The sequence below is a fragment of the Bradyrhizobium sp. Ses1 genome (assembly GCF_059512365.1).
Window position 1 is genome coordinate 22,258 of the sequence record NZ_JCAMOQ010000008.1, and the last position, 25,184, is coordinate 47,441.

The window sequence follows — 25,184 nt, forward strand, 5'->3', positions numbered from 1 at the left end:
CGCGTTTTCTTCGCCCGAACCGGTGTCCACCCTCGGATCAAGTCCGAGGGCATGCCTCGCTCGAAAACGCTCTAAGCCGCCTTTCGGCGCTCCAGCACCTTGTCGAGGGTGATCGGCAGGTCGCGCACCCGCACGCCGGTCGCGTGGTAGACGGCATTGGCGACGGCTGCCGCGACGCCGACGATGCCGATCTCGCCGAGCCCTTTGATCCCGAGCGGGTTGATCAGGCTGTCCGGCTCGTCGACGAAGATCACCTCGATGTCGTGGATATCGGCGTTGACGGGCACATGGTACTCGGCGATGTCATGGTTGACGATCCGGCCGAGGCCGTGGTCGTAGACCGTCTCCTCATGCAGCGCCATGCCGATGCCGCCGACGACGGCGCCCATCACCTGGCTGCGTCCGGTCTTCAGGTTCAATATGCGGCCAGCCGCGACTGCGCTGACGACGCGGGTGACCCTGATGACGCCGAGCTGTTCGTCGACCTTGACCTCGGCGAACACGGCCGAATGCGTGTTCCTGGCGTGCGCCTTGTCCTCGGCGAACTGGTTGGTCTTTTCCTTCTCGATCCGCTCCAGCGCGCCATGCCGCATGATGTCGGAAATCGAAACCCCGCGGTCGGTCTGCGTCCGACTGACGAGCTTGCCGTCGGAAAGGGCGACGTCTTCCTCGACCGTGTCGGCGAGGGGCGAGCCCTTCATCAGCTTAGCCAGCCGCAACAGCTCGCTCCGAACCTCGCTCGCGGTCGCGATCGCGGCGTGGCAGGCGGAGGCCGCTATCCATGACCCGCCCTCGACCGGTGCCTTGGGCAGCGTGGAATCGGCGAGCTTGACGCTGATATTTTCAATCGGGAGACCGAGGCTGTCGGCCGCGACCTGGGCCATGATCGTATAGGTGCCGGTACCGATATCGGAGGCCGCGCAGGAGACTTCAGCGTGGCCGTTGGCGGTCATTACGATACGCACCGCGGTCGGCATCTGCAGCGCCTCCCAAACGCCGGAGGCCATCCCCCAGCCCACGAGAGTCTTGCCATCGCGCATCGAGCGCGGTTCCGCCTTGCGCTTGTCCCAGCCAAAGGCCGCGGCGCCCTCGCGATAGCATTCGCGCAGGCGTTTGCTGGTGTAGGGCAGGTCTTCGTTCTGGTCGCGGTCCGAATAGCAGCGCAGCCGCAACTCCACCGGATCCATCTTCAGCGCGACCGCGAGTTCGTCCATCGCGCTCTCCAGCGCGTAGACACCGGTCGCAGCACCAGGGGCGCGCATGTCGCAGGACGTCGGCACGTCCAGCGGCGCCACGCGATGTTCATATCGCGCGTTCGGCGAGGTGTAGAGCAGGGCCGACCAGCCGGTGTCGTTGCGCGAGAATTCCTCGAACTGCGAGGTCGTGCCAACAGCCTCATGCGTGATCGTATCGAGCGTGCCATCGCGCCGCGCGCCGAGCGCAAGCCGCTCGATGGTGGCCGGACGATAGCCCAGCCCATACATCTGCTGGCGCGTCAGCACCAGCCGCACCGAGCGCTGAAGCTTCAGCGCCGCCATCACCGCCAGCACCACCTGATATTGCGGCCGCAAGCCCGAACCGAAGGCACCACCGACATAGGGCGAGACGACGCGGATCTCTTCTGGCTTCTTCTCAAACACGCTGCAGAGATACTGCTGCACGTTCTGCACGCCCTGGGTCTTGTCGTAGACCGTCAGCGGGCCGCCGGCTTCCCACATCGCCGTGGTCGCAAACAATTCCATCGGGTTGTGATGCTCGGTCGGGATGAAATAATCCGCTTCGTGGCGGACATCGGCCGCCGCAAATGCCTTTGCGGCGTCGCCGCGCGGCTTGTCGGGCTTCTCGACGACGATGGCATCGTCGCGCTTGCGATAGACGTCAGTGACGAACGCCTGCTTCTCATAGTCGACGCGGACGAGCGATGCCGCATACCGTGCGATTTCCCATTCTTCCGCCACGACCAGCGCGATCGGCTGCTGGTTGAACTTGACCGCGTCGTCATAGAGCGGGCGGAACGGCGAACCTTCCTCCGGGGCGACGTCGTCCTTCCAGGCTTTATCGCTGTCGGCGACCCGCGGCCTGTTCTCGTGGGTGATGACGTCGATCACACCCGGCACGCTCCGCGCCTCGCTGGCGTCGATCCGCGTGATCCGGCCCCTGGCGATGGTTGCCTCCACGACCGCGCCATAGGCGAGGCCGCCTTCGTTGAAATCGCCGGCATATTTGGCGGCGCCGGTGACCTTGGCGCGGCCGTCGACGCGCGAAGTGGCGGTGCCGGTGTAGGTTTTCGCGGTGTTGTTGGCCATGCTCATTGGATTGTCTTGTTCGATTGCGATTGCGGCGTACCGTGCGCAGCCTGCGTCAGCGTGCGGATGATCGCCCGCCGGGCGAGATCGATCTTGAAGCCGTTATGCGCCTGCGGCCTGGCGTCACGAAGCAGCAGATCAGCGGCGCGGGCAAAGCTCGCTTCCTCAGCGGACTGTCCGCGTAGCGCCGCCTCGGCCGCCGGATCGCGCCACGGTTTGTGGGCGACACCGCCAAGCGCGAGCCGCGCCTCCTGGATCGTGCCGTCCTTGAGCTCGAGCGCGGCCGCGACCGAGACCAGCGCGAAGGCGTAGGACATCCGGTCACGGATCTTCAGGTAGGAGTAGTTGGTCGCAAAGCCCTTTGCCGGCACCTCGACCGCGGTGATGATCTCGTCCGGCCCGAGATTGGTGTCGATATGCGGGGTATCGCCGGGCAAGCGGTGGAGGTCCGCGAACGGAATGGCGCGCGCGCCGTTGGGGCCCGTCACGTGCACGGTGGCATCGAGTGCGGCGAGCGCTACGCACATGTCGGACGGATGCGTCGCGATGCAGGAGGTGCTCGCTCCGAGGATGGCGTGCCCGCGATTGATGCCATTGACGGCCGAGCAGCCCGAGCCCGGCTGCCGCTTGTTGCAGGCCGTGGCCGTGTCATAGAAATAGGCGCATCGCGTCCGCTGCACCAGGTTGCCGCCGGTGGAAGCCATGTTGCGCAATTGCTGCGAGGCGCCGGCAAGAATTGCGCTTGCCACCAGCGGATAGCGCTTTTCGATCAGCGGATGCCAGGCAAGGTCGGAGTTCGGCACCAGCGCGCCGATCCGCAAGCCTCCCGATGCTGTCTCTTCGACCGAGCTGAGCGGCAGGCGGGAGATGTCGATCAGCGTCGTCGGCCGCTCGACATTGTCTTTCATGAGATCGAGCAGATTGGTGCCGCCGGCGATGAACTTTGCGCCGCTAGTGGCCGCGATCAGCCGCACGGCGTCGGCGACGTTATTTGCTTTCGTATATTGGAATGGGATCATGGCCTCGTCCCCATCGCCTGCTGGATCGCGGCGACGATGTTGGGATAGGCGCCGCAGCGGCAGATGTTGCCGCTCATGAATTCCCTGATCTCGTCAGGGGTCTTGGCCCGTCCCTCGGCGATCAACCCGACGCCGGAGCAGATCTGCCCGGGCGTGCAATAGCCGCACTGGAAAGCGTCATGGTCGATGAAAGCCTGCTGCAACGGGTCCAGCGCGCCATTGGCTGCCAGTCCCTCGATGGTGGTGACGTGTGCGCCGTCCCGCATCACTGCAAGAGTCAGGCACGAATTGATGCGGCGACCGTCGACAAGCACGGTGCATGCGCCGCATTGGCCGTGGTCGCACCCCTTCTTGGTGCCGGTGAGATCGAGGTGATCCCTGAGCGCATCCAGAAGCGAGACCCAGGGCAGGACCGAAAAGCGCCTCTCTGTTCCGTTGACGGTCAATGTCACCGACACTTTTTCCGGCAGCGGTTGAAGCTTGGCGTCCGATTGCACGGCTCGATCTTGCATCGTCAGCAACTCCGTCTTGCGGGTGACTGCCATCCGCCATTACAGCGGAGAATACTGGCCGTTTAGATTGGTTCCAAAGCGAGCGGCAGCATGTCGAAGCGGCTGTTCCGATTCTTTCCAAATTGCACGCCGGATTCCATGAGTGCATTTGCCACGATGCCGCAGGACATCCCGCTGCAAATTCGTAAGCGTCGCGCTTGCTGTGAATGTATTCCGTGAAGTCGCGGGTCTTTGTCGTGACAGCCTGTTCGGGAGTGTCCTGGTTCACATTGAGGCAACGCTGGTCAATCGTTGCTTCTGTGCGACCCCATATCAGCGTCGAGCCCGGCAACAATCAGGACGCCAGCGCTGGCGGCTGCCGCCATTAAAATCAGGATGATGCTGAGTGCATAGATCATGATCGGTAACCGTGAGGACTGTTATCCGATATAATCAGCAAGAGCAGCCATCGTTCCGCGCCGCGACACCACGAGTTGGGGCAGGGTGAGCATGAATGCTCTCGGGATTGGAAAATCTCTGGCGGCTTTGCCCCGGAAGCGGGCAGCGTTGTTTCGTGCGGTCTGGGAAGAACCTAAGCAGAGGCCGGTGGAATATTGGATGCCCGCGCGACGCATTCGCATGGGCGCCCGGATCAACATCTGGCAGCGATGCAAGCGACCATGGCGAGAAACGAAAGCGATGATCCGTTAAGCAGCCTGGCGCCGTTCTTGCGTGTCAAACCCGAATTACAGGATTTCTGCAGGTTCGGCGGCACCTGGGTCTCGCCGCACGAGGCGTCCGGCGGGGCGCAGTTTCATATCGTGACCCGCGGCCATTGCGTGTTCGAGGTGACCGGTCACGGTCCGGTGAAGCTTGGCGCTGGCGATACATTGCTGCTCCCGCACGGTGACGTTCATGTGGTCCGCTCGGTTTCGACCGATGGCACCATCCGCAGCATCGTGACCGAATTCCGCAACGCCATTCGCACGAAATCGACCCCGGGCGTCGCCTACGACACCGAGCTCGTGTGCGGCGTATTGCTGGGCGAAGCTGCGTCCGAGCAAGCCCTTCTCGCCGCGCTTGCGAACTTTGTCGTGCTGCGCTCGACCCGGCTTCCGCTGGCCGAGCGATTGCACATGCTTGCGATCTGCATCAGCGACGAATTGGATTCGAACGAGACCGGCTCCGCGATCATCGCGACCAATCTGGCAACGGCGCTCTTCGTGATGATGCTGCGCGAACATCTCAAGGAGGCGCCGCCGGCTAGCGGTCTTCTCGCGCTTCTGACCCATCGCTCGACGTCGCATGCGGTGCTTGCAATGCTGCGGGAGCCCGCCCGCGACTGGACGCTTGATCTTCTGGCGAAGGCGTCCGCGGCATCCCGGGCAACGCTCGTCAGGTCGTTCCGCAAGCTGGCCGGACTGGCGCCGCTCGCCTTCCTCACCGAACTGCGTCTCGGCTTCGCGCGACAGCGGCTCATGACCACGAACGACCCCATTTGCGTGATTGCCGCCGATGTCGGCTACCAGTCGGAGGGAGCGCTGAGCAGAGCCTTGCTCCGGCGCTATGGCGTCAGGCCCAGCAAACTGCGGCTCGGCAGATCCGGTTGAACGCCGCATTCCGGTCGCGCCGAGGCGCTGAAACGAAAGGGCCGCTGATTTCTCAGCGGCCCTTGCCGGTTAATAAATCTGTTCGGGATGAAATTGGCCCCGGCAAAGCAACCTTAGCGGTATTGCAGTCTGATTTGGATTCCGTGAAATCACGGTGGCCCCACTGTGAACGCCTTCCGTCTGGGTGCTCCCCGCCGTGAGCACCCCCGGAACTCGATCGAGCGCGACTGCGCAGGACTGGCCACCAGCTCGCATTGAGGATCGCAACACGTGCGGGTTTGCGCTCGCGAGCGGGAGGCTTAGGGCGCTTCGGCAAAACGGCACGGAACATACTTTGGCCGGGTATTGAGTCGAAATGGACTATCGACCGCCTAAGCTACTCTCATCGCCGATGGGCACCGAGACGAGCCGCTTCGATTAAGGCAAACTCCATTGACTTCCGGCGCCCAGCGGCGCAGTGCGAAAACCATCTGACGCTCATTTCCTATGGAGTAGGCGGACACATGGCGAAGAGCATGGGGACGGTATCCACCACCGAGTCAGGGCAAACCATTACATTCTCGCTGGCGGTCGGGCCGGTCAGGCAAGCATGCCGACTTCGGACGACTTTTCGGACCCAGAACCAAGCTCTCAGCTACTTGCACAGGCATCGAACCGAGTTCGAGCATATCGCTCGCGCGAGACTTGCTCGCGGTGAGCTCGAAGATGGTGTGGTCCAGCTAGTGATGCTTTAGGCAGATTGCTCTCATTGATAAGCAGGACGACGGGCGCCTTCGTCGAAGGCTCGCTGCGTGAGGCGGTCGAAGGCTTCACTGGAATGGACACAAGGGAACTTTGCGTCGCCGGGTTCCGACCGGTTCCGCGCCGCAATCGACAAGTGTACGCCGTTCGGCGGTCTTGCGCGACGTCCCGGCCTGAAGCTGCCGCCCTTTTCTCGCCGCCATCATCATTCAGGTAATTCGTGAGGGGCGGGTCTTACGGAGGCGGCTTCTGAAGTCCCGCGTGATCGTCCGACATTTACTGCAAAACGAAGTGATGATGTCCCGCCGTGCTCTGCTGGGCGGGCTTGCATCCTCTGTGGGCGCACTCGCGCTCGGCGGCTGCGCCAGCCTGGGCGCGACCGGCGCGCGCTACGATGCATCGTCGCTGTCGGTGGACCCCACGCTGCTTGTCGCAACCACGCGCAAGCCCGTAAAAGGCGGGCGCGCGAAGCCTTGGTTCGGGCCGGATCGGGCCTCTGCGATGACCGTCGCACGGGCGAAGCTGGTGCCACCGGACGAAAGTCGTTTCTCCCTGGCGGCAGCAGGGCTCGGCGATTGGCGTATTGATCAGGTCGAGCCGGTTTCAGGCGACGTCAGCGATCTTCTCGGGCAGGCCGGCGGCGGCGGATCAGACGTCCTGATCTATGTGCACGGCTTCAAGCAGACGTTCGAGACGGCGGCGCTCGATGCCGCCCATCTTTCCGATGGCATCCGGTTCCGTGGCCAGACGATGGTGTTCTCCTGGCCGTCAAAGGCGGGATTGTTCGACTACGCCTACGATCGCGACAGCGCAATGTGGTCCCGCGATGATTTCGAGCGCGTGCTTCAGGCCATAGTAACGCCTCCGGGCGTCGGCCGCGTCCACATCGTCGCGCACAGCATGGGAACGATGCTGGCGCTCGAAAGCCTGCGCCAGCTCCATGATCGATATGGTGACACCGTTGACGGCAGGATCGGCGCCGTGGTGTTCGCTTCGCCCGACATCGACATGGACGTGTTCTCGTCGGCCATCAACCGCATTGGACCGCTCGCCCGCAAGATCACCGTGATCACCGCAACGAACGACCGCGCGCTCGCCCTCTCGGGGTCGCTCGCCGGCGGCATGACACGCGTCGGCGCCGCCGAGAAGGCCGTCATCGAAAAGCTCGGCGTGCGCGTGGTCGATGCGTCCGACTCGGGCTGGGGCATCATCAACCACGATCTGTTCCTGTCGAATGCGGAGGTGCGGCGGGTGATCCGCCGCCAGATCGACACCTCGGCGGCATGAACGCGGCTGTCACGTAGCTGCGGCGCCAGCCACGCTGCTATTTGGCGGCCACCCACGCCGCCACAGGTCGCGGTTCCGCCACAGGTCTCGCCATATTTTTGTACGAGCGAGCCCTGATGTTTCAGCCATTGCGCGCAGTGCTACGCCGCACAGCAGCAGCCCTCGAGCCAATCTGCTTGCGAGCGAGGGCAAGTGCTGGCGGTAGAGGCTCACCTTGCCGCGCAGGATGGCGACCCATCGCTGCGAGTCGCCTGCCGAACTCGCGCCGCCTCGGTGGACATAATGCGCAAAGCCAGTGAATAGCGTGGCGCTCGACAGTCTTTTCGACCGAATGCACAGGTCAACATCTTCGCCATAGAGGAAGTACTGCTCATCGAACCCGCCCAAGCGGTCCCACAATGCGCGGTTGATCAGGAGCGTCGCTCCGGTGAGCACGGGGACTGTTCGAATACCGGTGCGGCACCAGCCGCCGAGCGCATCCGGATCGAGCCACCCGCAACAGGGCCAGCGCCGCAGGCCCAATGCGAACGCGATCGATTGCCGGAGCGACGGTTCGGCAAGGCAGTTGGTCGGGTCGACGCTGCCGTCGTGCCGCATCATCCGTCCGCCGACAATCGCCTCCGTCTCGCTCGCCAGCGAGGCCGCGATCAACTGATCGATCGCGTCGGCTGCCAGTTCGACGTCCGGATTGACGAGCAGAAGATGGTCGACTTCCTCACCGAAATCGGCGGCTAGCCGGTTGACCGAAGCGGCGAAACCGCGATTGACGAGGTTCGCTGTGATCTTCGTGCGGCATCCGGTTCGTCGAACCAGATCGACCGTGCCGTCGACCGACGCGTTGTCCTCGATTCGAATCGAAAGATCGGACCAGCGGGATTTCAGCGAAGCGAGGCAGGCTTCGATCTCGTCAGCGTTGTTATGCGTGACGATGCATATGCCGATGTGCGGCCGGCGTGGTGCGATTGGTGCAATCGGCCGCGGCTTTGGCCCGATCCACGCGGCGGCACCATCGCTCTCGCCTCGTGTGAGCCGTGCCGAGAGCGCAAGCAGTACGAAGCAGGCGAGGCCAGGGCCTTCTCGCCAGAGCCGCCCGACATCGCCCAATCGGGACCGGAACGACCTCTTGGGCAGGTTACCTGGTTGAACATCGTGCAGTCCTGCAAGGGCGCGATTGCCGTGGTCCCATCGGCGCTTGGCGCGAAGCAGATCCGATCCTTGTGGGATGTTGAACAGGAAGCCGCCCGCCGCAAGCAGTTTTCGTTCGCCTCTCGCGAAGCGCGAGCGCACGAACAGATCGTCCGCCGCGATCAGGGGAAACTCGCGCCACCTGCGGCGGCCCGCCGCGTTCGTGGCATAGAGGCCGGCCCCGACGACGTCGTTTTCCATCCCGGAGAGACGCGGCCACACCGAGGCGAACCCGCGCTCCAGTCGGCCCTCTGGCCGAACCAGCACCATGGGCGGCGCGACGAGAAGCGGCTCATCGGTGGCCAGGCCCGCGACAATCGCGGCCAAGGTGCCAGGGAGAATGATGGTGTCAGCGTCAAGGTAAAGGACCGCCCCGCCGCGACGTTCGCGATCGCCCCGATTGAGCGCTGCGGTCTTGCCCGGACAGGTGTTCGCTACGACGATCAATGTTTGGCGTTCATTCTCGAACGCCGTCAGCAATGACCGGGCGGTCGCCTGGTTTTGGCTTAACGCAGGCCCGTTTGCCACCACGATCACCCGAAGGTCGATCTCGTCGCCGTCGCACCAAAGTGCAACCAGGCATCGCAGAAGCAGCCCAGGATCGCCACCTGCGGGGATGACGACATCAAGGGCGCGGTTCACGATGGTCTCATCGTTCGCGCCCCGACGCTTTCCGCCAGCCAGGTCGCCCCATAGGCCGCGACGAAGACCGCGAAGTCGAACCAGGCCGACGGTCGCAACAGCGGCCTGAGCACGCCCCTGTAACGTGGAACCGGATCTGGAGGAGCAAGGTGCGACGCGCGCGCCAGTTCGCGATTACCACGCAGGTAGCGGCGCCGGGCTCGGATCAGCTCGCGCCAGCCTTGCGGCGCCACCACATGATAGCTCTCCGACGTCAGCAGCAGCCGCTCATTCGGCGCGAACAGCATCCGGACAAACTTGTCGTCCGAAGCGAGCTGCGGGAGCGCGCCCCAACGTCGCCGGCCCTCGGCTGACACCGCGTAGGCGCCCATGGTGACGGGCGAAGCATCGCAATAGGGTAAAGCGCACCAGTAGCGGCAGAACGCGCGCACCACCAGGGAAGGGGAGGGATCGAACCGCGCGCGAGGCGCGGCGAATTGAATGCCTGTGCTCGTCGTGAGCGCTGCAAATATGGCGGAAAGCGCGTGCGGAGATAATCTGGCGTCCTGGTCCAGATAGAGACGAAGGCTGCCGGCAGCCGCCACCGCCTCGGCCGCGGCTATGGCGGCGCGGCGGGTCGGCGGGGTCCGTAGCAATCGCACGTGGAAGTTCCGTGCACGCAGGCTCGCGACATGCGCCTCCGCCGCCGCCTCGCTGTCTGGTCGGCCGTCGTTCAGTGCCAGCAGCACCTCGACATCGCTCGCTTGCAGTCCGTCATCGTCATCGAATTGCTGATCGGCAAGTGCAGCCAGGCTCCGCCCCACGGTGTCGGCTCCGTGATACACCGGAATGATCACGGAAAAGCGCGGCACCGCGCCCCGTGGGGTGCGCAGAGCAGAGCGTAAAGGCATGGGTTCGAATCCCGGAAGGAGGCGCCTCAGCCGGCTGTTCGACTGGGTGACGTTGCGCGGCCGGATCATGTTCGGGCTGAACGAGGCCCGCGAGACCCGCTGGATCTCAGACACCGAGTTCATCTCCTGGCGCATCATGCTGATGATCTCGTACGGCGTCATCGCGGATGAGCCTGAAATGTGCACGAGTCCATGATGGCGCTGCGCTGCCAGCTCTATTGTTGCCAAAGCAGCGTCGGCCAGGCTGATTGCCGATCGCCATTCGTTGTCTATCGCGACGACCGGTTCGTTGCGCTTCAGGCGTGCGGCGATCGTGGTCCATGATGTCCGGCGCTGATTGACCGGGAAACCGAACAGCAGCGAGTAGCGGGCGACCAATCCACAGCCGTGCTCTGCGACGACACGCTCGCCGGCAAGCTTGCTTCGGCCATAGACGTTCGCCGGAAGCGGCACATCGCCTTCATCGTGGAACCCGCCGTTTCCGTCCCACACGAAATCGGACGAGGCATACAGCATCCAGCCGTTCGTGGAGGCGGCGTAAGCCGCCATCCTCATCGCGGCGCCAACGTGGAGCGCATGGCAGGAGGCGGGATTGGACTCGGCGACCACCGGCGGCACTGCAGCAAGGTGCAGGACGCGCGTGGGCGCCGCGCGTTGCAGCAACTCCATCAAAGCCGCGCCGCTTCTGAGATCCACCCATTCGGTGACATGGGCACCCGGCAGCGGGGCACGGCCAAGCGCATGCACATAGTCGCCAGGACGACGATGCGAGAGCGCACGGAGGATATGACCGCCTAACTGCCCCGATGCACCTGAAATCAGCCAGCGCTGCATCGCACTCTCGGAGATTGCAATATCTATCAACAGCAAACGTATCGACCAATAGTTGTAATTTTATCGGATACGCTCTGAAGCTTCAAGGAGAATTCGCAGATTGCGGCGCCGCTTGCGAACTGCCTCGGGAGGATTTCGCCACCGACGATGTCGGGAAGGCGGTTCGTCAGGCCGCCGGCACATATTGATATCCCGCGCCCTTCCGCTCGGCAAAGCCCAGGCCGGGATAGGGCCAGTGGAAGCCCAGCATCTTCATCCTGTCGGTTGCGGGGCGGTCGAGCAGCTTCTTCCGGTTGGCGACGGCCACCCCGTTGTCCATGTCGTAGGCGAACTGCCATTCCGGATGAGGAAAATAGACCGCGGGTTCCGTGATCGCGTTGGCGGGAGGAAGCGTGACTGCCGAAGCCTACGCTTCAAGCCGGCCAGCCTGTTGTCGTTAGAATGACGGCAATACAATAGCGTGCAAGATCGAAAATCGTAGATGGCGTCTTGCAAATGGGTTGTCAGCGCTTGCGTCGCTCCTCCGTACATCCGCTAGGGACAGCAAGCGTTTTGCGCATTAGCAGCCCGTCTGTTTTGAACCTTCAGTTGGCCATTCCGACACACGGCTAGGGGGCATCCGTCTTCGATTGAAATTGCAAAATCGGAGGAAGCGCCATGAGATCTAGTTCCAAACTCGCAATGGTATTGCTAGCGGGCGTCGCAATTGGAGCTATCGCGGTCCAAGGCCTCCACGCTCAAGGAGCTAAGCCGAAAGCTTACTCCGTCGGCGAAATTGAGATCCTCGATGCTTCAGCCCAAGCCGCGTACTTGCCTGCCGCCCGGAAGGCGATCGAAGCAGCCCATGGTCACGCTTTGCGCACCGCGGCCGGACGGATTGTTGAGATAGACGGTGGGCCAGCCCCCAAAGGGGTGGGAATCGTCGAATGGAATAGCTTGGATGACGCCGTAGCGTTCTACAAGTCGAAAGCCTGGGCGGACCTTGCACCGCAGCGTGACAAGGCGGTCAAAGTCGTACGGAGGTACGTCGTCGAAGTCGAAAAGTAGTCGCGGTCCATCCAGGCCGCGCTGCTGCGGCACGCGTGCGCAGATATTGGCTTACCCCGCTCGAGGATGGCGCGTTCGGAGAGGTTCGAACTTCCGCCCCTCGGAATCGAAATCCGATGCTCTATCCTTATGAGCGCGCACCGTCGTGGCGGCGGTCGTTTTCGGACCCGATCTTCCGGAGTGGCTCGCCACCTGCGGCGATGGTCATTATAGCAATCGCATGCTCGACTTCGCCGCACAGTATGAAGCATTTCGGCGCCGCGATCCGGCGTGGGACGGGCTGGTGTTTGTGGCAGTGAAGACGACGGGGGTGTATTGCCGGCCCGTCTGCCCGGTGCGAACGCCGCTCTCGCGGAATGTGAGGTTTTATCGCAGCGCCGCTGCCGCAGAACACGCGGGTTTTCGACCTTGCCTCCGCTGCCGTCCGGAGGCCGCTCCATTCTGCCCGGCCTGGAAGGGGACCAGGACGACTGTCGAGCGTGCACTGGCCCTCATCGAAAACGGTGCGCTTGATCGGAGCAATATCGAAGCATTGGCCGATCGTCTCGGAGTAGGGGCCCGGCACCTCGCGCGCCTGTTTGCCGAGCACCTCGATGCATCGCCCCTGCAAGTCGCGCTTTCGCTTCGTGTTCAACGTGCAAAGCGTCTCCTCGATGAAAGCGATCTTCCAATTCCTCTCGTCGCCAAGCGTGCCGGGTTTTCGAGCGCGAGGCGCATGAGCGCATCTTTCAGCCGGATCTATGGCCGGTCACCATCGGCGTTTCGCAAGAACACGTCGCCAAGAACGAAAACGAGCTGAGCGAGACGGAGCGATATGATGCTGACCAAGACCTTCGGGACGGTGGATGCCGAGACACAGAAAGCGATGAGTGGATTGGAGTTCGTGCAGGGCCTTGCGAGTGGCACGATTCCTCTCAACACCTTGGCGCAAACCTTGGGATACGATGTCACCGAAGCGACACGCGGTCGCGTTGTCGTGACGCTCATCCCAACTGGCGCCCACTTGAATCCAGCCGGCACGGTCCATGGTGGTCTCACGGCGACGCTGCTTGATAGCTGTATGGGGCTCGCGGTCCAATCGATGCTGGACATGGGCGTGGCCCAGACAACGCTCGAGTTCAAGATTTCTCTTGTGCGTCCCATCACGCCGGAAACAGGCCAGATCAGGGCCGAAGGAACGGTCTTGAATTGTGGACGCCGCATCGGCACGGCCGAAGGGCGTGTCACTGACGTCAAGGGCCGATTGCTCGCCCATGGCACAACGACGTGCCTCATCTTCCCGAGTTGAACCCGACGATGGCGCGCTGCGGCCGATAAAGATGGGCACTATTGCTTCGCCGCAGCCCTATGATCTAGCGGCCTGTTTGCTCCCTCCAGTCACCAGGACCGCGACTTGAGCTTCACCTTAATGCAAGAGACAATAGCGGGTTACTGGAGAGCGGAGAGACAGCGATGCTGTTTCGTCTCGCATTTGCCCTTGTGTCGATGACGGCGCTGCTGGTTGATCCCATTGACGCCGTGTCGCAGGACATGCTGCGCAGCGTCGACCTCAACAGTCCCGAAATGTCGACATCGGAGATGACGCGCGCCGAGGTCGAGGCGCTTCTCAAGACGGCGCCTGAGGACGGCGCGGGCCAACGCTCTGCGGATTTGCAAGGAAAGCGGCTGTCGCATCTCGATCTCTCAGGCCTCGACTTTTCCGGCGGCAATCTTCGCCTTGTCAAGCTCAACCGGACTCGCCTAAAACGCGCGCGCTTCGATCGGGCCACCCTGAACCAGGCCTGGCTGGTCGACGCGGATTTGACGGACGCGTCTCTCGTAGGGGCATCGCTGCTCGGCACGCAGATGCAACGCGCCAAGCTTGGCGGCGCCGATCTGAACAGCGCTCGCATCACCGCAGATCTTTCAGGTGCCAACTTGATTGGGGCCACGCTTGCGGGCGCCGATCTGAGCGCTGATATGCGCAACCAATCGATGGGCCTGATGCGTGGCGTGCTCAAATCTGCCGATCTCAGGAATGCGGATCTGAGCGGTGCCAATCTCTCGCGCGCCGATCTGGGATTCGCGCAGCTGCAGAACGCCAATCTGGCGAATTGTAACCTCAACCACGCCGACCTTGCGGGTGCCGACTTGTCCAATGCCAATCTCGCCGGCGCTGATTTCACCGAGGCAGACCTCGCCTCGGCCCTTTTGCCCAGTGCAGCCGCGTTGGAAAAGGCGCGCAATCTGGACAAGGCCCGGAACTTCAACCTGGTGCGGCGCCCACCCTAGCGATCGCAGTGAGCCAAAACCTGGCATTTCGGCCTGAAGCGATCCGCGTATCGCCGCCAACACGATCATGGAAGGTGCGACCTACCGCCATTTCAGATTTCGCAAAACGCCTTGAGTGTCGCGAGCAGCAACTCATCGTTGGAATTCGTGCCGTCGGAGGGCCAATGGCTCCGTTGCGATGCGCAACCCACACCGTCTCCGGCACATAAGCGGCGGCCAATCAGAACAGAATATGGTCTAGCGCTCTCCGAGCCTGATCACCCGTTCGAATGCCGCGTCGACCCCATCCATGAACGCCAACGCGCGGGGCAGTGATGGCGCCTCGTAGATAATGGCACCGCCAGGGCCGCCCCACATGATCTCGACGTGCCAGTGATCGTCGACCCGGGCGATCGACCCGGCCAGCGTGTTCGGGGCGCGCTTGATGTTCACCCTGTCGTCGTCAACTTGATCGGTTCGGAACGTTGTCATGGTTCGGCCCTTCTTTGTCTCGGGCCTCCCGCCTGGACTACGGCCGTATGTAAACTCGCCCCAACCTTTGGTGTTCCAAGGCTGACCACGTCTGGTCGCCAGGGACAGTACCGGTGATGGAGACGCCAGTGGATATTCTACAACGTGCGTTACCAGGCGCCGGGACGTTGCAGGGCGGCCCGACCGCGCCGCAGCCGCAGGCGTGCTCATGCTCCTATCCGGCCCTGTCGTCGGTCAGGTGCTTCAGCATTGCCTCACACGCATTCTCGGCTTCAGCGAAGGTTTTGAACGGCGAACCGCCCACTCTGATCGCAGGCCTGTTCAGATCGATGGGGCGCCACGAGGCAACAAAGCCGGGCTCTCCGTGAAGGCCGGGGCCGGTTCGGCTCTCATTACTGATCACGAACGAGAACCCGCGGCTTATCGCGCTCCAAACTTGGAAGTCTTCCGTCGGACCGATGATGCGGCTGAATTGCATGATGCACCGAAAGCCCTACATGAGAAGGATATCGCTTCGCCGATCGGGAAAAATGCAGCGCTATTGACGTAACGACCGTTTTCCCCAAGCCGCGGATGAACCGTTGGCGGCCAGAGTGCGAGAAAAAATTCTTAATAATTAAACTATTTAAATTTTAAATAAGGAATTTATTACCATTATTTGCGCCTGGTCAAAATGCAGGAGAAATCCAGTGAAGATTTTATCTGGCATTTCCGCGGCGTTTTTTGTCCTCGCTCTGACGATGATTGCCCCGCCTGCAAATGCCTCCGGCGGTCGCCATAGAGGAGACCACCCCCACCACATCAGCGGAGCCCCGGGCCGATTGCTGGCGCCGGTCTTCCGGTGCTCGCCATCGGCTATGGCGTCTATTGGCTGATTAAGCGCCGCCGCAGGCACGACTGAGGTTCTGAAAGGCGGCATATATCGGCGAGGCGTACATGCGGCATGCACGCGACGTGGAGAGGATGCTGTCCCGGTATCGAACCCTTTAGGGACCTCGATAGTGGACAGTCGTGTAACGGCCGCCTGTCACGTCCGGAGAGGAAAGGTCCCAGCTTGGCCCGGTGCTGGGACCTTTCTTTCCGCAGAGCTTCCTGCCAGATCAGCGATTTCAAATAAGCATCTCGGCAGCTTCAGGCGTGATCTTCACGTAGGTGCCGCTCTCGTGCATCCACAAGCTGCGCTCGATCGCGAACTTAAACCTGGCGCCGTGTCCGGGCGGCTTGGCCTTGTCCTGAAAAAGAAACGCGTAGGTGATTTTCTCGATGTGAATGCAGTCCGTCTGTTTCGCTCGACTGCACGCACGCACTTCACGAGCCGGCGAGCGGCTTTCTCCGGACCGGCATAGGGGGATCTAACGCTGGCTTGGAGAAGGCATCGTACTGCTCGTCGTACTGCTCGTCGGAGCCCACATGCCCGGTTTGGCTTTTCACGACCTGCTCCAGCTCAAGTGCTTCGATGGCAAGCTCATCCGCCAAACGCTTAAGCAGCTCGCGTTTGTTCGGATCCGTCGCCGACATGGCCATGACGGCACAATTGTTGGCATCCACCCGAAGCTGGTGCAATCTTCCGCTGAGGTCCTTCATGGCTCACGTCCTCGCTGGCCTGTACGCTACGCGGACGTGGGACTCTAGCCAATCGACGCTAAGTCTCTGTTCGGTTGAGCACAGTTCGCTACTATTTTTGCTCGGGGGAGCTGCAGAGGGGTGTGCGCCCGCCGACCCTGCGGCGCATTCGAATGCATCCAAGCTGAACCCTGGCCAGCACTTTGCGGGGAGCTGAGTTACGCGTTTCTCGCAGTCGATTGCACGGAGGTGTCAAAACGGAAAAAACGAAAAAATGCAAATAAACCAGTGCGTTACGTCGTGCGGAAGTGGCGTGCCGCGGCCGATGAAGATAGGCACTATTGCTTCGCAGTTCCTTTATGACGCCGTTGCCTGCCGCGCGCTACAACCGGTAGTGATCCGACACCGTGCGATTTCGTGTGTTGCAGCCCGTGGGGCGCTCTGGCCGGATAACCTGCGATCTTGCGGTAGCTGTGAACTTTCAGCCCGGACGCGAGGCGACGCGGAACAATCTCCTTGCCCAGCCGGCTATTGACTGCAGGGCGGGCATAGCTCGGATGAGCCACTCCGGAGTCCCGATGTCTCGAAGCATCTCAACTTGACCATCGGCGTGGCGCTCGATGAATTGAGCATCACGAAAATAGTCTGGGTTGGCTTGGTACCAATTTAGATCTCGTGCCCGGTCTTCCCAGAGCTGGGCGCCGTCAGGCAATCGAACGGCAAAGGCCAACTCTCGACGAAAACAGATCGCCTCGATTCTCGCGCGCTGATCTTCGTCGTATTCGATTCCGAACCGCTCCAGCTTTGCGTGCGTGGCTTCGTGCACGATAGCTGAGGCGATCTGTTCTATACGCACAGCCGAATCGGCCACGAATCGCTTGTCGAGCACACACGCCTTGAGTGAATGCTGGTATTCGGCAGGGCCGCCCGGCAGCAGGAAAATCCAAATACGCTCAAGGTCCCTGATAATGCGGGAATACTGCAAGGGACTGTGCTGCTTTACGAGAAGCAGCGCACGTTCGACGCGCGGCAAGTGCTCCGGCGCAAAGTAACTTCCGATCCAAATCCCATCAACCTGCCGACCATAGGACGCCGCCAGCTTTATCCTGTCGATAAGGCTCGGACGAACTTTGGGCGGCTTCTGGCGTTCCCTGCGCATCCTGAACTCGGCGTTCGATGCCTGATTGATACGATACGGTACTTTCGGCCCGCTTACCGGCACGGCCAAAATTCTTACCGGTTGCGTTAGGGGGCGCTAACGAAAACTACGCTCGTTGCGGCTTAGTGTTGCTCTCAACCTCAGAGGTGCCGCAGAAGGGCAGTATCTTGTGCGAGAATTGTAGCACCTCAGCGAGAAGAGGGATCATTTCCACTTCGGCCCAGCAGAGATCGGCGAAGTCGAGGTGTCGTCTGTGGCCCTACAGGTCGAACGACCGAATATTGGAGTATGGCAAGGTCTACTTCCGAACCGATGCATGCGGACGCTGGTCACCGCGTACGAGGCGAAGAACGCTTTCGCATAGCGGTAGACTGATCGCATCTCTGATGGAGCCGACGGCGCTTGCTTCGGGCCGCAACGGCTGTTTGGGCGCCGGAGCCTACATCAGCCAAATGGCTGTCGCCAAGGCTAAAAATCCGACCAGCGCGCAAGCGAGGAAACCACGCTCAACGGCATCCATGGCGTCATTTCCTCTCGTCATCGGCAAATACCTCCGGGGGCACATTATCTACCTTTAAAGCCGTGGTGAGCGGCATCGTTCCCCCGCAAGTTGCCGCGTTTTCCCGGTTGTCTGGCTGAGGAACGCACGCGCTAGCGCCGGAGTTTTTCGCTGAAGACGATCTAGTCAATCTCGCCGGCTCGATTTGCGAGCATTCAAGCGGAGATCAGCGCAGGTAAGTTCATTCTGATCTGTCGGGAATCCGACTCGTCGGATTCGCTCAGATAGGCTGTCTATGTTCAAGAGCAGAATAAATCTCGCTTCGGCTTAACACAGGTAAGTGGACCGCAGCTCGGGTGAGGCGATGCTATTTTTTCCCGAGTGGAGGCGTAAATGGATTTTCCAATCGAAGGTGGTTCTAAAGAGGACTTTCAAATCGTGATTATCGTTATGGACAGGCTGGAACAGGAAAGGGCTCAGCTGCTTGCCCTTCGAAAGAAGGTGTCGGATGCGTCCGCTAGGCGAAAGCTCTGCAGTGCGCGTCGCACTCAACCGCCAAGAACGACGCCAAACCGAGGACATGAGCCATGAAGGACCTCACCGGGAAGTGGCACCAACTTCGAGCTGATGCGAAGCACTTTGCCGACCTCGGCACGTCGGCGACGGATCCACGTCAACGCGAGCTGTTTAAGCGTTTAGGTGATGAGCTTGCTGTCGCGGCGCTTGAACTGGAACAGGTCGTGAAAAGGCAAAACCCGCATTTGGACTTCGACGAGCAGTGCGATGTTCTGTCCAAAGCCATCGCCGGGAAATGAATCATCGGCGCTTGGCTTGCCCGATCGCTGTATTTCATGCTTGCGAGCTTATCTTCCTTGTCGGGGCCGCACCGGAGATAGGCATCAGGGGAGAGATTGCGAATGCCTCGCGGGATCAACCCTCACCGATATTGAAGCTGACGATCCGGATAGGGTTGCGGTACTGGCCCTTCATGAGGTGGCACCGACCGCCGCAACCAGAGTCCCTCATGTGCGTTGATAGCGATGCTCAATCGACGCCCGATAGTGCCGTTGAAGCACTTCTTTCGCACCTGCGTTGCGAAGGGCAGCCAGTTGGAGCGCTTTCTGCTCGAACACGGCCCCGCCTACAACGATCGACGTCCAATAATAGTGCCGTTGAAGCACTTCTTTCGCACCTGCGTTGCGAAGGGCGGCCAGTTGGAGCGCTTTCTGCTAGAACACGGCCCCGCCTACAACGATCGACGTCCAATAATAGTGCCGTTAAAGCACTTCTTTCGCACCTGCGTTGCGAAGGGCGGCCAGTTGGAGCGCTTTCTGCTCGAACACGGCCCCGCCTACAACGATCGACGTCCAATAATAGTGCCGTTAAAGCACTTCCTCCAAACCGGCGCCGCGAACGGCGGCCGGTTCGAGCGCTTCCTGCTCGAACATGGCACCGCCTACAAAGGGCGTGCGTTGCCGAAGAAGTACGGTGCGGCGCGCGGTGCGCTCGGCTGGTGCTTCCGAAATGCGGCTGGCCTCGCGCTCGTCGACGACAACCTGACCTACGTCGAGGGTTACGCCGTAGACCACGAGAGCGGCGGCAGCCCTATCCATCACGCGTGGTGCGTCGATCGTCGTGGCCTCGTGATCGAGACGACATGGCAGAACGTCACCAAAGCCGAATACTTTGGGGTGCCGATCGAGGCCGAGCTGCTGGCCGTCGAGCTGTCGAGGGTCAACCATTGGGGCGTGCTGTTCGCGGACGGCCAGCTCAACGAGCCGCTCGTTAAACGACTGACCGGCTGACAGACTCGTCCGGCCAGCTCCTTCGCAACAGCCGGACCCGCTCAATGCGCCCGCATTGATCGCAGCGATATTGAATGATGTCCTTGTGGTCGCCGCCCGGGTGACTTCCCTCAAGCCGCATCGATTTTTTGCATATGATGCAGGAGATCAGGGTCAGCAGTGGGCTGCGATCGTCGTTCATCCCCCGTCGAACACACAACGCCTAGCACCGTTCCAGCGCGATCTATCGCCAGAACGCAGCGAGGGCGATCACCAGGGCCGCCGCCAAACAGGCGAGCCCGACGATGTAAGGCATGTCGCGCTTCTCGCGTGGCGTCATCGATCGTTCCGGAGCTGTTGGATTGCAAATGGCGGGCTGGAACGCTGCCCCGACGCGACCGGCGTAGGGGAGCACGCCGGGGCTGCGCTTCCTCTCGGCGAACCGTCGGGCCGAGGAGTCGACACGGATCGACCGGGAGGTTACGTGGCCGATCCAAGCGCCCTTGGGCAGGGAAGTCTGTGCACTTTTGCACCGAACGGCGGGGGCGCAGCCGAAAAAAAGCCCCCGGTAGCGCATTGCGGGGGCTAAAGGGAGTCGTCACATTTAAGGCCGCTGAAGTAGAAACGCCGCGAAAGGCATCTTCATCAGTCCGCCATGGCAGTTGCGGTCCATGATTAACGCTTAGGCGAACAGTTCAGGCCCAGCCGGCGTGATCTTTACATACGTGCCGCTCTCGTGCATCCAGAGCCAGCCGCGCTCGATCGCCAGCTTGAACCCACGCCGTACTCAGCCGGCTTTGCCTTGTCCTGGAAGAAAAACGGATAGTTGATCTTCTCGATATGGATGCGGCCGTCCTGCACGGGCTCGACGGCGCGCGCCAGCTCCATCAGACGATGCGCGGCTACTTCCGGCTTGTCGTAGTGGGGTCGATCTTCAACGTATTTCATGCGGCGAGTTTATCTTCCTTGTCGGGGCCGCGCATCACTATCTTCAGGACATCGTTGGGCAGCGGCCGTTGCAGCGCCTTGGCCTCATCCCATGGCGCGCGGAGCCAGACGTCGCGTTCCTCGTCCGTTGTCAGGATCACCGGCATGGCTTTGTCATGGATCGGTTCTACGACCGCGTTCGCCTCGGTGGTCAGGAAGCCATAGACGAGGTGAGGGCCAGGGATCGGCTTCGACTTGGTGCCCCGATCACCCTTGAACTCGGTCCAGATCCCGGCAAAGGCCGTGGGCGGCCGGTCATCACCGAGCGCGAACCAGACCACGTCCTTTTTCTTCGTGGCCGGGTTCGGCTCTGGTGCGTATTCGGCGAAGCTGTTGAAGGGCACCAGGCAACGGTTTTGCGGATTAAGCCAGGCGCGCCAGTATTTCGAAGGGGTATTGCGGATGTTCGTTACTGGTCCTCCGGGTTTTTGCGGTGGCGGCGGCATGCCCCAGCGCATCAGCACAAGCTCGCGGCCGTCGCCGGCGTTGCGCACCACGGGTGCCGGATAATCCGGAAAGACGCCGGGCATCGGCGGCAGGTTGCCGACGTAGCGGTTTACGACCCGGAACAGCGCGCGGATTGCTTCCTGGTTGCTGGTTATCGAATAGAGATTGCACATTACGAGTTTGCTCGGGTGGTTATGGTGATATGCGGCAAGACCATAAATCCCATATCCGAACGCGGGTGTTGTGGCAGCCCATGGGACATGTTCCCTTTTGGTTCACGGAAGATGGAGCGCGCAAAATGGTTCGCGACTGAAGTTCGTAAATAAATTGAAGGACCAGCGTGGAGAGTGTCGGAACAAGCCTTGCTCGATCGTCTTGAATCCAACCGCCTTGGAAAACCGGAGTTCTGCGTAAAATGGCTCCCCGCGCCAACTGGAAAGGCTTCCTGCGTCTATCCCTCGTAACCTGTCCGGTCGCGCTGTACCCAGCCACATCGGAGAGCGAGAAGATCTCCTTCAATCAGCTCAATCGAAAGACCGGGCACCGCATCAGGTACCTGAAAGTCGACGCCGATACTGGCGAGGAGGTCGCTAACGAGGACATCGTCAAGGGCTACATGCTCGACAAGGAAACCTTCATCGAGGTGTCGAAGGAAGAGCTCGAGGAGGTGGTGCTCGAATCCACCCGGACCATAGACATCGACGAGTTCGTCGATCGTGAAGAAATCGACCCGCGCTACTTGATCCGCCCTTACTATCTCCGGCCGGATGGCAAGGTCGGCCACGACGCCTTTGCGGTAATCCGCGAGACCATTCGCGAGATGAACAAGGTTGCGATTGGGCGGGTGGTGCTGACGAACCGCGAGCACATCATCGCGCTCGAGCCGCTGGACAAGGGCCTGGTCGGGTCGTTGCTGCGATATCCGTACGAAGTCCGCTCCGAAGATGAGTATTTCGACGAGATCCAGGACGTCAAAGTCACGAAAGACATGCTCGATCTCGCCAAGCACATCGTGAACCAGAAGAGCGGCCGTTTCGAGCCAGACAAGTTCGAGGACCAGTACGAGACGGCTTTGATCGACCTTATCAACCAGAAGCGAGCCGGCAAGCCGATCACCCCAAAGGAGCGGCCGCGTGGCGACAACGTCGTCGACCTGATGGAAGCGCTGCGGCGCAGCGTCGGCAGCGCCGCGGACGAGACCAAGGCTCCGAAGAAGTCCACCAAGAAGGCGAAAAAGGCGGCTGGGCAAAAGGAGATGCTGATGCCGATTGCCGGCAAGAAGGCGAAGGAGGAGACCGCGAAGAAGCCGGCGGCCAGGCCGCAACGGAAGTCCGCCTGACGCCAGAGTAGGAGAGCCGCATGGACATGAAAGAAGCCTCGGCAATGACGGAAGCCTCCGGGCTGATCAACGAGGACGGCGTCGAGCGGACTTCGGAAACGCGCCGGCGACCCGTCGATTCGCCTTCACAAGATGCCGCGATGCGCTGGGCCGATCGGCTGCGCGAGATCACCATGAACGCTCCGTTGCAGTCGCTCTTCGCTGCCTTCCTGCTTGGGGTCTGGGTCGCTCGCCGGCGGTAGGAGACTCCGCGAGCCTGCACGCCTCATGGTCAGGAAGCTCAAGACATTTCAGACGTCTCTCGGCTTCTTCGATCTCGCGATCGCGGCGCCTTCGATGAAGGCGGCGCTCGAGGCCTGGGGAGCCGGCAGCAATCTTTTCCACCAGGGCATCGCCAAGGAGACGCACGATCCGGACGTTATCGCCGTGACGATGTCCAAGCCGGGCGTGGTGCTCAAGCGCCCCGCTGGATCTAACGGGCGCTTCGCCGAGCACTCTGATCTCCCTTCGGATTTGGGATCTGGCGAGAACGGAGCTCGGCGGGAAAGGCGTCGGCCGACGCGGGCGAAGCGAACCTCTCCCAAGATCAGCGAACGCGACGCGCGAAAGGCCGCCGCCGAATTCGAGAAGGAGCAGAAGCGCCGCGACGCCGAGCGCCGGCGCGAAGAGGCCGCCAGGCAGAGGAATCGCGAACGGCGCGAAAAGGCGACGGCAAAAGCCCGGGCCGCGCTGGACAAGGCCGAGCGCGAGCATGCGAAGAAGGCCGCGGATATTCAGGCTGAGGTCGAGGCTATCGAGAAGCGAGCGCGGGCCGAGGACGACCGGTGGGAAAAGGAAAGAGAACGGCTGCAAGCCGCCCTGCGGCGCGCGGAGGATTAGCCGGCAAGAGCCATTCGCGTCTCCGGAACGGAGTTCGACCGGATCGCGTTGACTGCTCGATCTTCGTGACCGGAGGAACGCACATGAGATGGATTTCGGCGGCAGCTTGCGTGGCCGCGATTTCGCTTGCTTTCGCGCCCGCGGCGGACGCGAAGGGCTGCATCAAGGGTGCCATCGTCGGCGGCGTCGCCGGCCATATGGTGGGACACGGCAAGCTGGGCGCCGCGGCCGGGTGTGTCGTCGGCCATCACGAGGCGAACAAGAAAAACCCGAACAACGCGAACGCTCAGCAGCAGGCGCCTTCGGGGCAAAGGTGAGAACCGCGACGATGGCGAAGCGCTAAGGTTTCGCCGGAGGGCATCAGGCCTCGGGCGGGCACTCCGGGCAGGTGTCGCCGATCGAGTCCAGCACTTCAGCGATCGCGACGGCGGCCGCTTGCGACGAGACGCCCGGCGGCGGGTACTGGCGGGCGATGCCAAAGGCGCGATCACGGGCGTGCGGGTCGCCGCGCTCCTTCATCCACCCGTGCTCTTCGCATTCGCGGACGGCACCGGCTTCCTGAAGCACGGAGATGGCCCATCCTCGCAGCGTCTGGATCGTTGCGCGCCGTTCCCTGGTCATCAGCATTTGGAGGGCTCCTGGTGCGCGAAACGGATCCGCGAGCTCAACTTGCGTTCCGGCGAGCTAGCACAGGGCAGGGATTCGCAAACGCGGGAGCAGTTGCTTTTCCACCGCGAGATCGGTGCGGAACGGCGGCCGTTGACGGGAGGGCGGGCTATTTCCCCAACCCGACCTTCTTCCGCAGCTTCTCGATCAGCTCGGACGCCTCTGCCTTCGTGAGTTCCTTCTCTCCTGGGACGGGCTCGTGCGCCTGCTCCGCAAGGGTTTTGAGGTACGACGCTTGGGCGCCCGTCATCGGATCATGTCCTGAAACCCACTCATTCGGGTCCTTTTCCGTGTTGTCGGCCATGATGAACCTCCAAAAAATCTGGCTCCGGTCCCAACTTGTAACTTGAAAGAATGTTCCCGTTTCGTTCTAATGATGGGCTCCACGCAAGAGGGGCCTCCATGCCGGATCTCGAGTTCGTCCGTCGGGAAATCGAATACATGCGCGTCCAGGTCGGGCGTCAGCGAAACGATATTTTGAAGCTTCAACGGGCGGGGATCTGTAGCGCGTCGGCCGAATTGCTCCTGCAGAGGATGCTGGCGAAGATCGACACGCTTTGCACCGAGCGCGACAGGCTCAAGAAGGTGGCGCCCGGGTCGACCGCCGGCAAGGTGCTGGGAGGCCGGAACTGGTGAAGCGATACTTCTCCGACTCCGAAGATCATCCGCCGTTCCTCAAGGCGTTGGCCGAGGTTCGAAAAATCGGCATGCACGAGGGGTGGTGCTATCACCACGTTCAAGCGATCATGCTGGCCATCGATCAATACGCCGAGGCCGCGACAGGCAACCGGGAATTTTTCTGGAACAGGCCGCATTCAGTCGGCGGTGGTCGGACGCGCGGCGACGATATCCCGTAGCGGACGGTGACAGCGCCAGCTCAGTGAACGAACTGCTTTGGCAGCACCATCACGACGTTGACCTCGCGCTTCAAGATCTTTGAAGCCGTGATCCAGGATATCGCCATCGAGCTCATCGAAGTGAATGCCGGCGAACAGTCGGTCAAACGTCTTCGCGCCAACGATGAGTGCCATGCGGGCTTGTATTGCTTGGTCTTGGACTTCTGTCAG

Annotated in this window: 27 protein-coding genes and 1 tRNA gene; 13 read left to right on the forward strand and 15 right to left on the reverse strand. The window is 61.7% G+C overall.

Translation table 11 applies throughout. From position 1 onward, the window contains the following. Window positions 1-71 precede the first annotated feature (71 nt). Genes AC5ZG5_RS12135 through AC5ZG5_RS12145 form a run of 3 tightly spaced genes read right to left on the reverse strand, consistent with a single transcriptional unit; the run spans window position 72 to window position 3,837 of the window. Entirely contained in the window at window positions 72-2,312 is a 2,241-nt protein-coding gene (locus AC5ZG5_RS12135) for a xanthine dehydrogenase family protein molybdopterin-binding subunit (protein ID WP_456645508.1), read from the reverse strand. Next, the gene (locus AC5ZG5_RS12140; protein ID WP_456645507.1) at window positions 2,309-3,325 is read right to left on the reverse strand and encodes an FAD binding domain-containing protein; all 1,017 of its coding nucleotides are present in this window, start codon (window positions 3,323-3,325) and stop codon (window positions 2,309-2,311) included. The genes AC5ZG5_RS12135 and AC5ZG5_RS12140 overlap by 4 nt, the downstream gene beginning before the upstream one ends. Then, window positions 3,322-3,837, reverse strand: a complete 516-nt coding sequence (locus AC5ZG5_RS12145; protein ID WP_456645506.1) for a (2Fe-2S)-binding protein — start codon at window positions 3,835-3,837, stop codon at window positions 3,322-3,324. The genes AC5ZG5_RS12140 and AC5ZG5_RS12145 overlap by 4 nt, the downstream gene beginning before the upstream one ends. Window positions 3,838-4,496: 659 nt before the next feature. Between AC5ZG5_RS12145 and AC5ZG5_RS12150 the strand changes: the two genes are divergently transcribed. After that, on the forward strand, window positions 4,497-5,426 hold the full coding sequence (locus AC5ZG5_RS12150; RefSeq protein WP_456645505.1) for a cupin domain-containing protein: 930 nt from the start codon (window positions 4,497-4,499) through the stop codon (window positions 5,424-5,426). 1,038 nt (window positions 5,427-6,464) lie between these two features. Beyond that, window positions 6,465-7,454: an alpha/beta hydrolase gene (locus AC5ZG5_RS12155; RefSeq protein WP_456645504.1), complete on the forward strand. Its 990-nt coding sequence runs from the start codon at window positions 6,465-6,467 to the stop codon at window positions 7,452-7,454. A gap of 9 nt (window positions 7,455-7,463) precedes the next feature. Here AC5ZG5_RS12155 and AC5ZG5_RS12160 read toward each other — a convergent pair whose 3' ends face one another. The 3 genes from AC5ZG5_RS12160 to AC5ZG5_RS12170 form a co-directional block, all read right to left on the reverse strand. Continuing rightward, a complete protein-coding gene (locus tag AC5ZG5_RS12160; protein ID WP_456645503.1) occupies window positions 7,464-9,281 on the reverse strand; it encodes a glycosyltransferase family 2 protein in 1,818 nt (605 codons plus the stop codon). After that, the gene (locus AC5ZG5_RS12165) at window positions 9,278-11,005 is read right to left on the reverse strand and encodes a sugar nucleotide-binding protein (protein WP_456645502.1); all 1,728 of its coding nucleotides are present in this window, start codon (window positions 11,003-11,005) and stop codon (window positions 9,278-9,280) included. The genes AC5ZG5_RS12160 and AC5ZG5_RS12165 overlap by 4 nt, the downstream gene beginning before the upstream one ends. Window positions 11,006-11,171: 166 nt before the next feature. Continuing rightward, window positions 11,172-11,324 (reverse strand): hypothetical protein, encoded by a 153-nt coding sequence (locus AC5ZG5_RS12170; RefSeq protein ID WP_456645501.1) that lies wholly within the window; start codon window positions 11,322-11,324, stop codon window positions 11,172-11,174. A 338-nt stretch (window positions 11,325-11,662) separates the two neighbouring features. On the opposite strand from AC5ZG5_RS12170, the gene AC5ZG5_RS12175 reads away from it, so the two are divergent. Further along, the gene (locus tag AC5ZG5_RS12175; protein WP_130228670.1) at window positions 11,663-12,052 is read left to right on the forward strand and encodes a DUF1330 domain-containing protein; all 390 of its coding nucleotides are present in this window, start codon (window positions 11,663-11,665) and stop codon (window positions 12,050-12,052) included. 67 nt (window positions 12,053-12,119) lie between these two features. Here AC5ZG5_RS12175 and AC5ZG5_RS12180 read toward each other — a convergent pair. Further along, window positions 12,120-12,191 (reverse strand) — tRNA-Arg (locus tag AC5ZG5_RS12180). Between the two features lie 81 nt (window positions 12,192-12,272). On the opposite strand from AC5ZG5_RS12180, the gene AC5ZG5_RS12185 reads away from it, so the two are divergent. From AC5ZG5_RS12185 to AC5ZG5_RS12195, 3 genes are all read left to right on the forward strand, one after another. Continuing rightward, a complete protein-coding gene (locus tag AC5ZG5_RS12185; RefSeq protein WP_456645521.1) occupies window positions 12,273-12,851 on the forward strand; it encodes a bifunctional transcriptional activator/DNA repair enzyme AdaA in 579 nt (192 codons plus the stop codon). Between the two features lie 18 nt (window positions 12,852-12,869). Next, complete coding sequence (locus AC5ZG5_RS12190) at window positions 12,870-13,340, forward strand: PaaI family thioesterase (RefSeq protein WP_456645500.1); 471 nt, start codon at window positions 12,870-12,872, stop codon at window positions 13,338-13,340. A gap of 164 nt (window positions 13,341-13,504) precedes the next feature. Further along, complete coding sequence (locus tag AC5ZG5_RS12195) at window positions 13,505-14,323, forward strand: pentapeptide repeat-containing protein (protein WP_456645499.1); 819 nt, start codon at window positions 13,505-13,507, stop codon at window positions 14,321-14,323. A gap of 237 nt (window positions 14,324-14,560) precedes the next feature. Here AC5ZG5_RS12195 and AC5ZG5_RS12200 read toward each other — a convergent pair whose 3' ends face one another. The 3 genes from AC5ZG5_RS12200 to AC5ZG5_RS12210 all read right to left on the reverse strand — a co-directional run bounded on the left by AC5ZG5_RS12200 (window position 14,561) and on the right by AC5ZG5_RS12210 (window position 17,585). Next, a complete protein-coding gene (locus AC5ZG5_RS12200; RefSeq protein ID WP_130230565.1) occupies window positions 14,561-14,794 on the reverse strand; it encodes a hypothetical protein in 234 nt (77 codons plus the stop codon). Between the two features lie 1,308 nt (window positions 14,795-16,102). Beyond that, window positions 16,103-16,378 carry a hypothetical protein gene (locus AC5ZG5_RS12205; RefSeq protein WP_456645498.1) on the reverse strand — a complete coding sequence of 92 codons (276 nt, stop codon included), beginning with the start codon at window positions 16,376-16,378 and terminating at the stop codon, window positions 16,103-16,105. A 460-nt stretch (window positions 16,379-16,838) separates the two neighbouring features. After that, entirely contained in the window at window positions 16,839-17,585 is a 747-nt protein-coding gene (locus AC5ZG5_RS12210) for a hypothetical protein (protein ID WP_456645497.1), read from the reverse strand. A 1,017-nt stretch (window positions 17,586-18,602) separates the two neighbouring features. Between AC5ZG5_RS12210 and AC5ZG5_RS12215 the strand changes: the two genes are divergently transcribed. Beyond that, window positions 18,603-18,830, forward strand: coding sequence for a hypothetical protein (locus tag AC5ZG5_RS12215; RefSeq protein WP_456645496.1), 228 nt, complete (start codon window positions 18,603-18,605; stop codon window positions 18,828-18,830). Window positions 18,831-19,124: 294 nt separating this feature from the next. Continuing rightward, window positions 19,125-19,820, forward strand: a complete 696-nt coding sequence (locus AC5ZG5_RS12220) for a hypothetical protein (protein ID WP_456671250.1) — start codon at window positions 19,125-19,127, stop codon at window positions 19,818-19,820. Between the two features lie 696 nt (window positions 19,821-20,516). Here AC5ZG5_RS12220 and AC5ZG5_RS12225 read toward each other — a convergent pair. Beyond that, a complete protein-coding gene (locus tag AC5ZG5_RS12225; RefSeq protein WP_456645494.1) occupies window positions 20,517-20,747 on the reverse strand; it encodes a hypothetical protein in 231 nt (76 codons plus the stop codon). Continuing rightward, complete coding sequence (locus AC5ZG5_RS12230) at window positions 20,744-21,406, reverse strand: SOS response-associated peptidase (protein ID WP_456645493.1); 663 nt, start codon at window positions 21,404-21,406, stop codon at window positions 20,744-20,746. Before AC5ZG5_RS12230 ends, AC5ZG5_RS12225 begins: the two co-directional genes overlap by 4 nt. A gap of 242 nt (window positions 21,407-21,648) precedes the next feature. Between AC5ZG5_RS12230 and ku the strand changes: the two genes are divergently transcribed. From ku to AC5ZG5_RS12250, 4 genes are all read left to right on the forward strand, one after another. Next, entirely contained in the window at window positions 21,649-22,572 is a 924-nt protein-coding gene (ku, locus tag AC5ZG5_RS12235) for a non-homologous end joining protein Ku (protein WP_456645492.1), read from the forward strand. 20 nt (window positions 22,573-22,592) lie between these two features. Then, the gene (locus AC5ZG5_RS12240) at window positions 22,593-22,814 is read left to right on the forward strand and encodes a hypothetical protein (protein WP_456645491.1); all 222 of its coding nucleotides are present in this window, start codon (window positions 22,593-22,595) and stop codon (window positions 22,812-22,814) included. A gap of 25 nt (window positions 22,815-22,839) precedes the next feature. Continuing rightward, window positions 22,840-23,451: a cell envelope biogenesis protein TolA gene (locus AC5ZG5_RS12245; RefSeq protein WP_456645490.1), complete on the forward strand. Its 612-nt coding sequence runs from the start codon at window positions 22,840-22,842 to the stop codon at window positions 23,449-23,451. A gap of 83 nt (window positions 23,452-23,534) precedes the next feature. Then, on the forward strand, window positions 23,535-23,768 hold the full coding sequence (locus tag AC5ZG5_RS12250; protein ID WP_130231616.1) for a hypothetical protein: 234 nt from the start codon (window positions 23,535-23,537) through the stop codon (window positions 23,766-23,768). A gap of 43 nt (window positions 23,769-23,811) precedes the next feature. On the opposite strand, the gene AC5ZG5_RS12255 is transcribed toward AC5ZG5_RS12250, so the two are convergent. Together AC5ZG5_RS12255 and AC5ZG5_RS12260 are read right to left on the reverse strand one after the other, a co-directional pair. Continuing rightward, complete coding sequence (locus tag AC5ZG5_RS12255) at window positions 23,812-24,078, reverse strand: hypothetical protein (protein WP_456645489.1); 267 nt, start codon at window positions 24,076-24,078, stop codon at window positions 23,812-23,814. A gap of 148 nt (window positions 24,079-24,226) precedes the next feature. Beyond that, window positions 24,227-24,421 (reverse strand): DUF3072 domain-containing protein, encoded by a 195-nt coding sequence (locus AC5ZG5_RS12260; protein ID WP_130231618.1) that lies wholly within the window; start codon window positions 24,419-24,421, stop codon window positions 24,227-24,229. Window positions 24,422-24,519: 98 nt separating this feature from the next. Here AC5ZG5_RS12260 and AC5ZG5_RS12265 point away from each other — a divergent pair, with 98 nt between their 5' ends. After that, complete coding sequence (locus AC5ZG5_RS12265; protein ID WP_456645488.1) at window positions 24,520-24,753, forward strand: hypothetical protein; 234 nt, start codon at window positions 24,520-24,522, stop codon at window positions 24,751-24,753. 179 nt (window positions 24,754-24,932) lie between these two features. Here the strand turns inward: AC5ZG5_RS12265 and AC5ZG5_RS12270 are convergent, their stop codons facing one another. Beyond that, window positions 24,933-25,148, reverse strand: a complete 216-nt coding sequence (locus AC5ZG5_RS12270) for a hypothetical protein (protein ID WP_456645487.1) — start codon at window positions 25,146-25,148, stop codon at window positions 24,933-24,935. Window positions 25,149-25,184 lie beyond the last annotated feature (36 nt).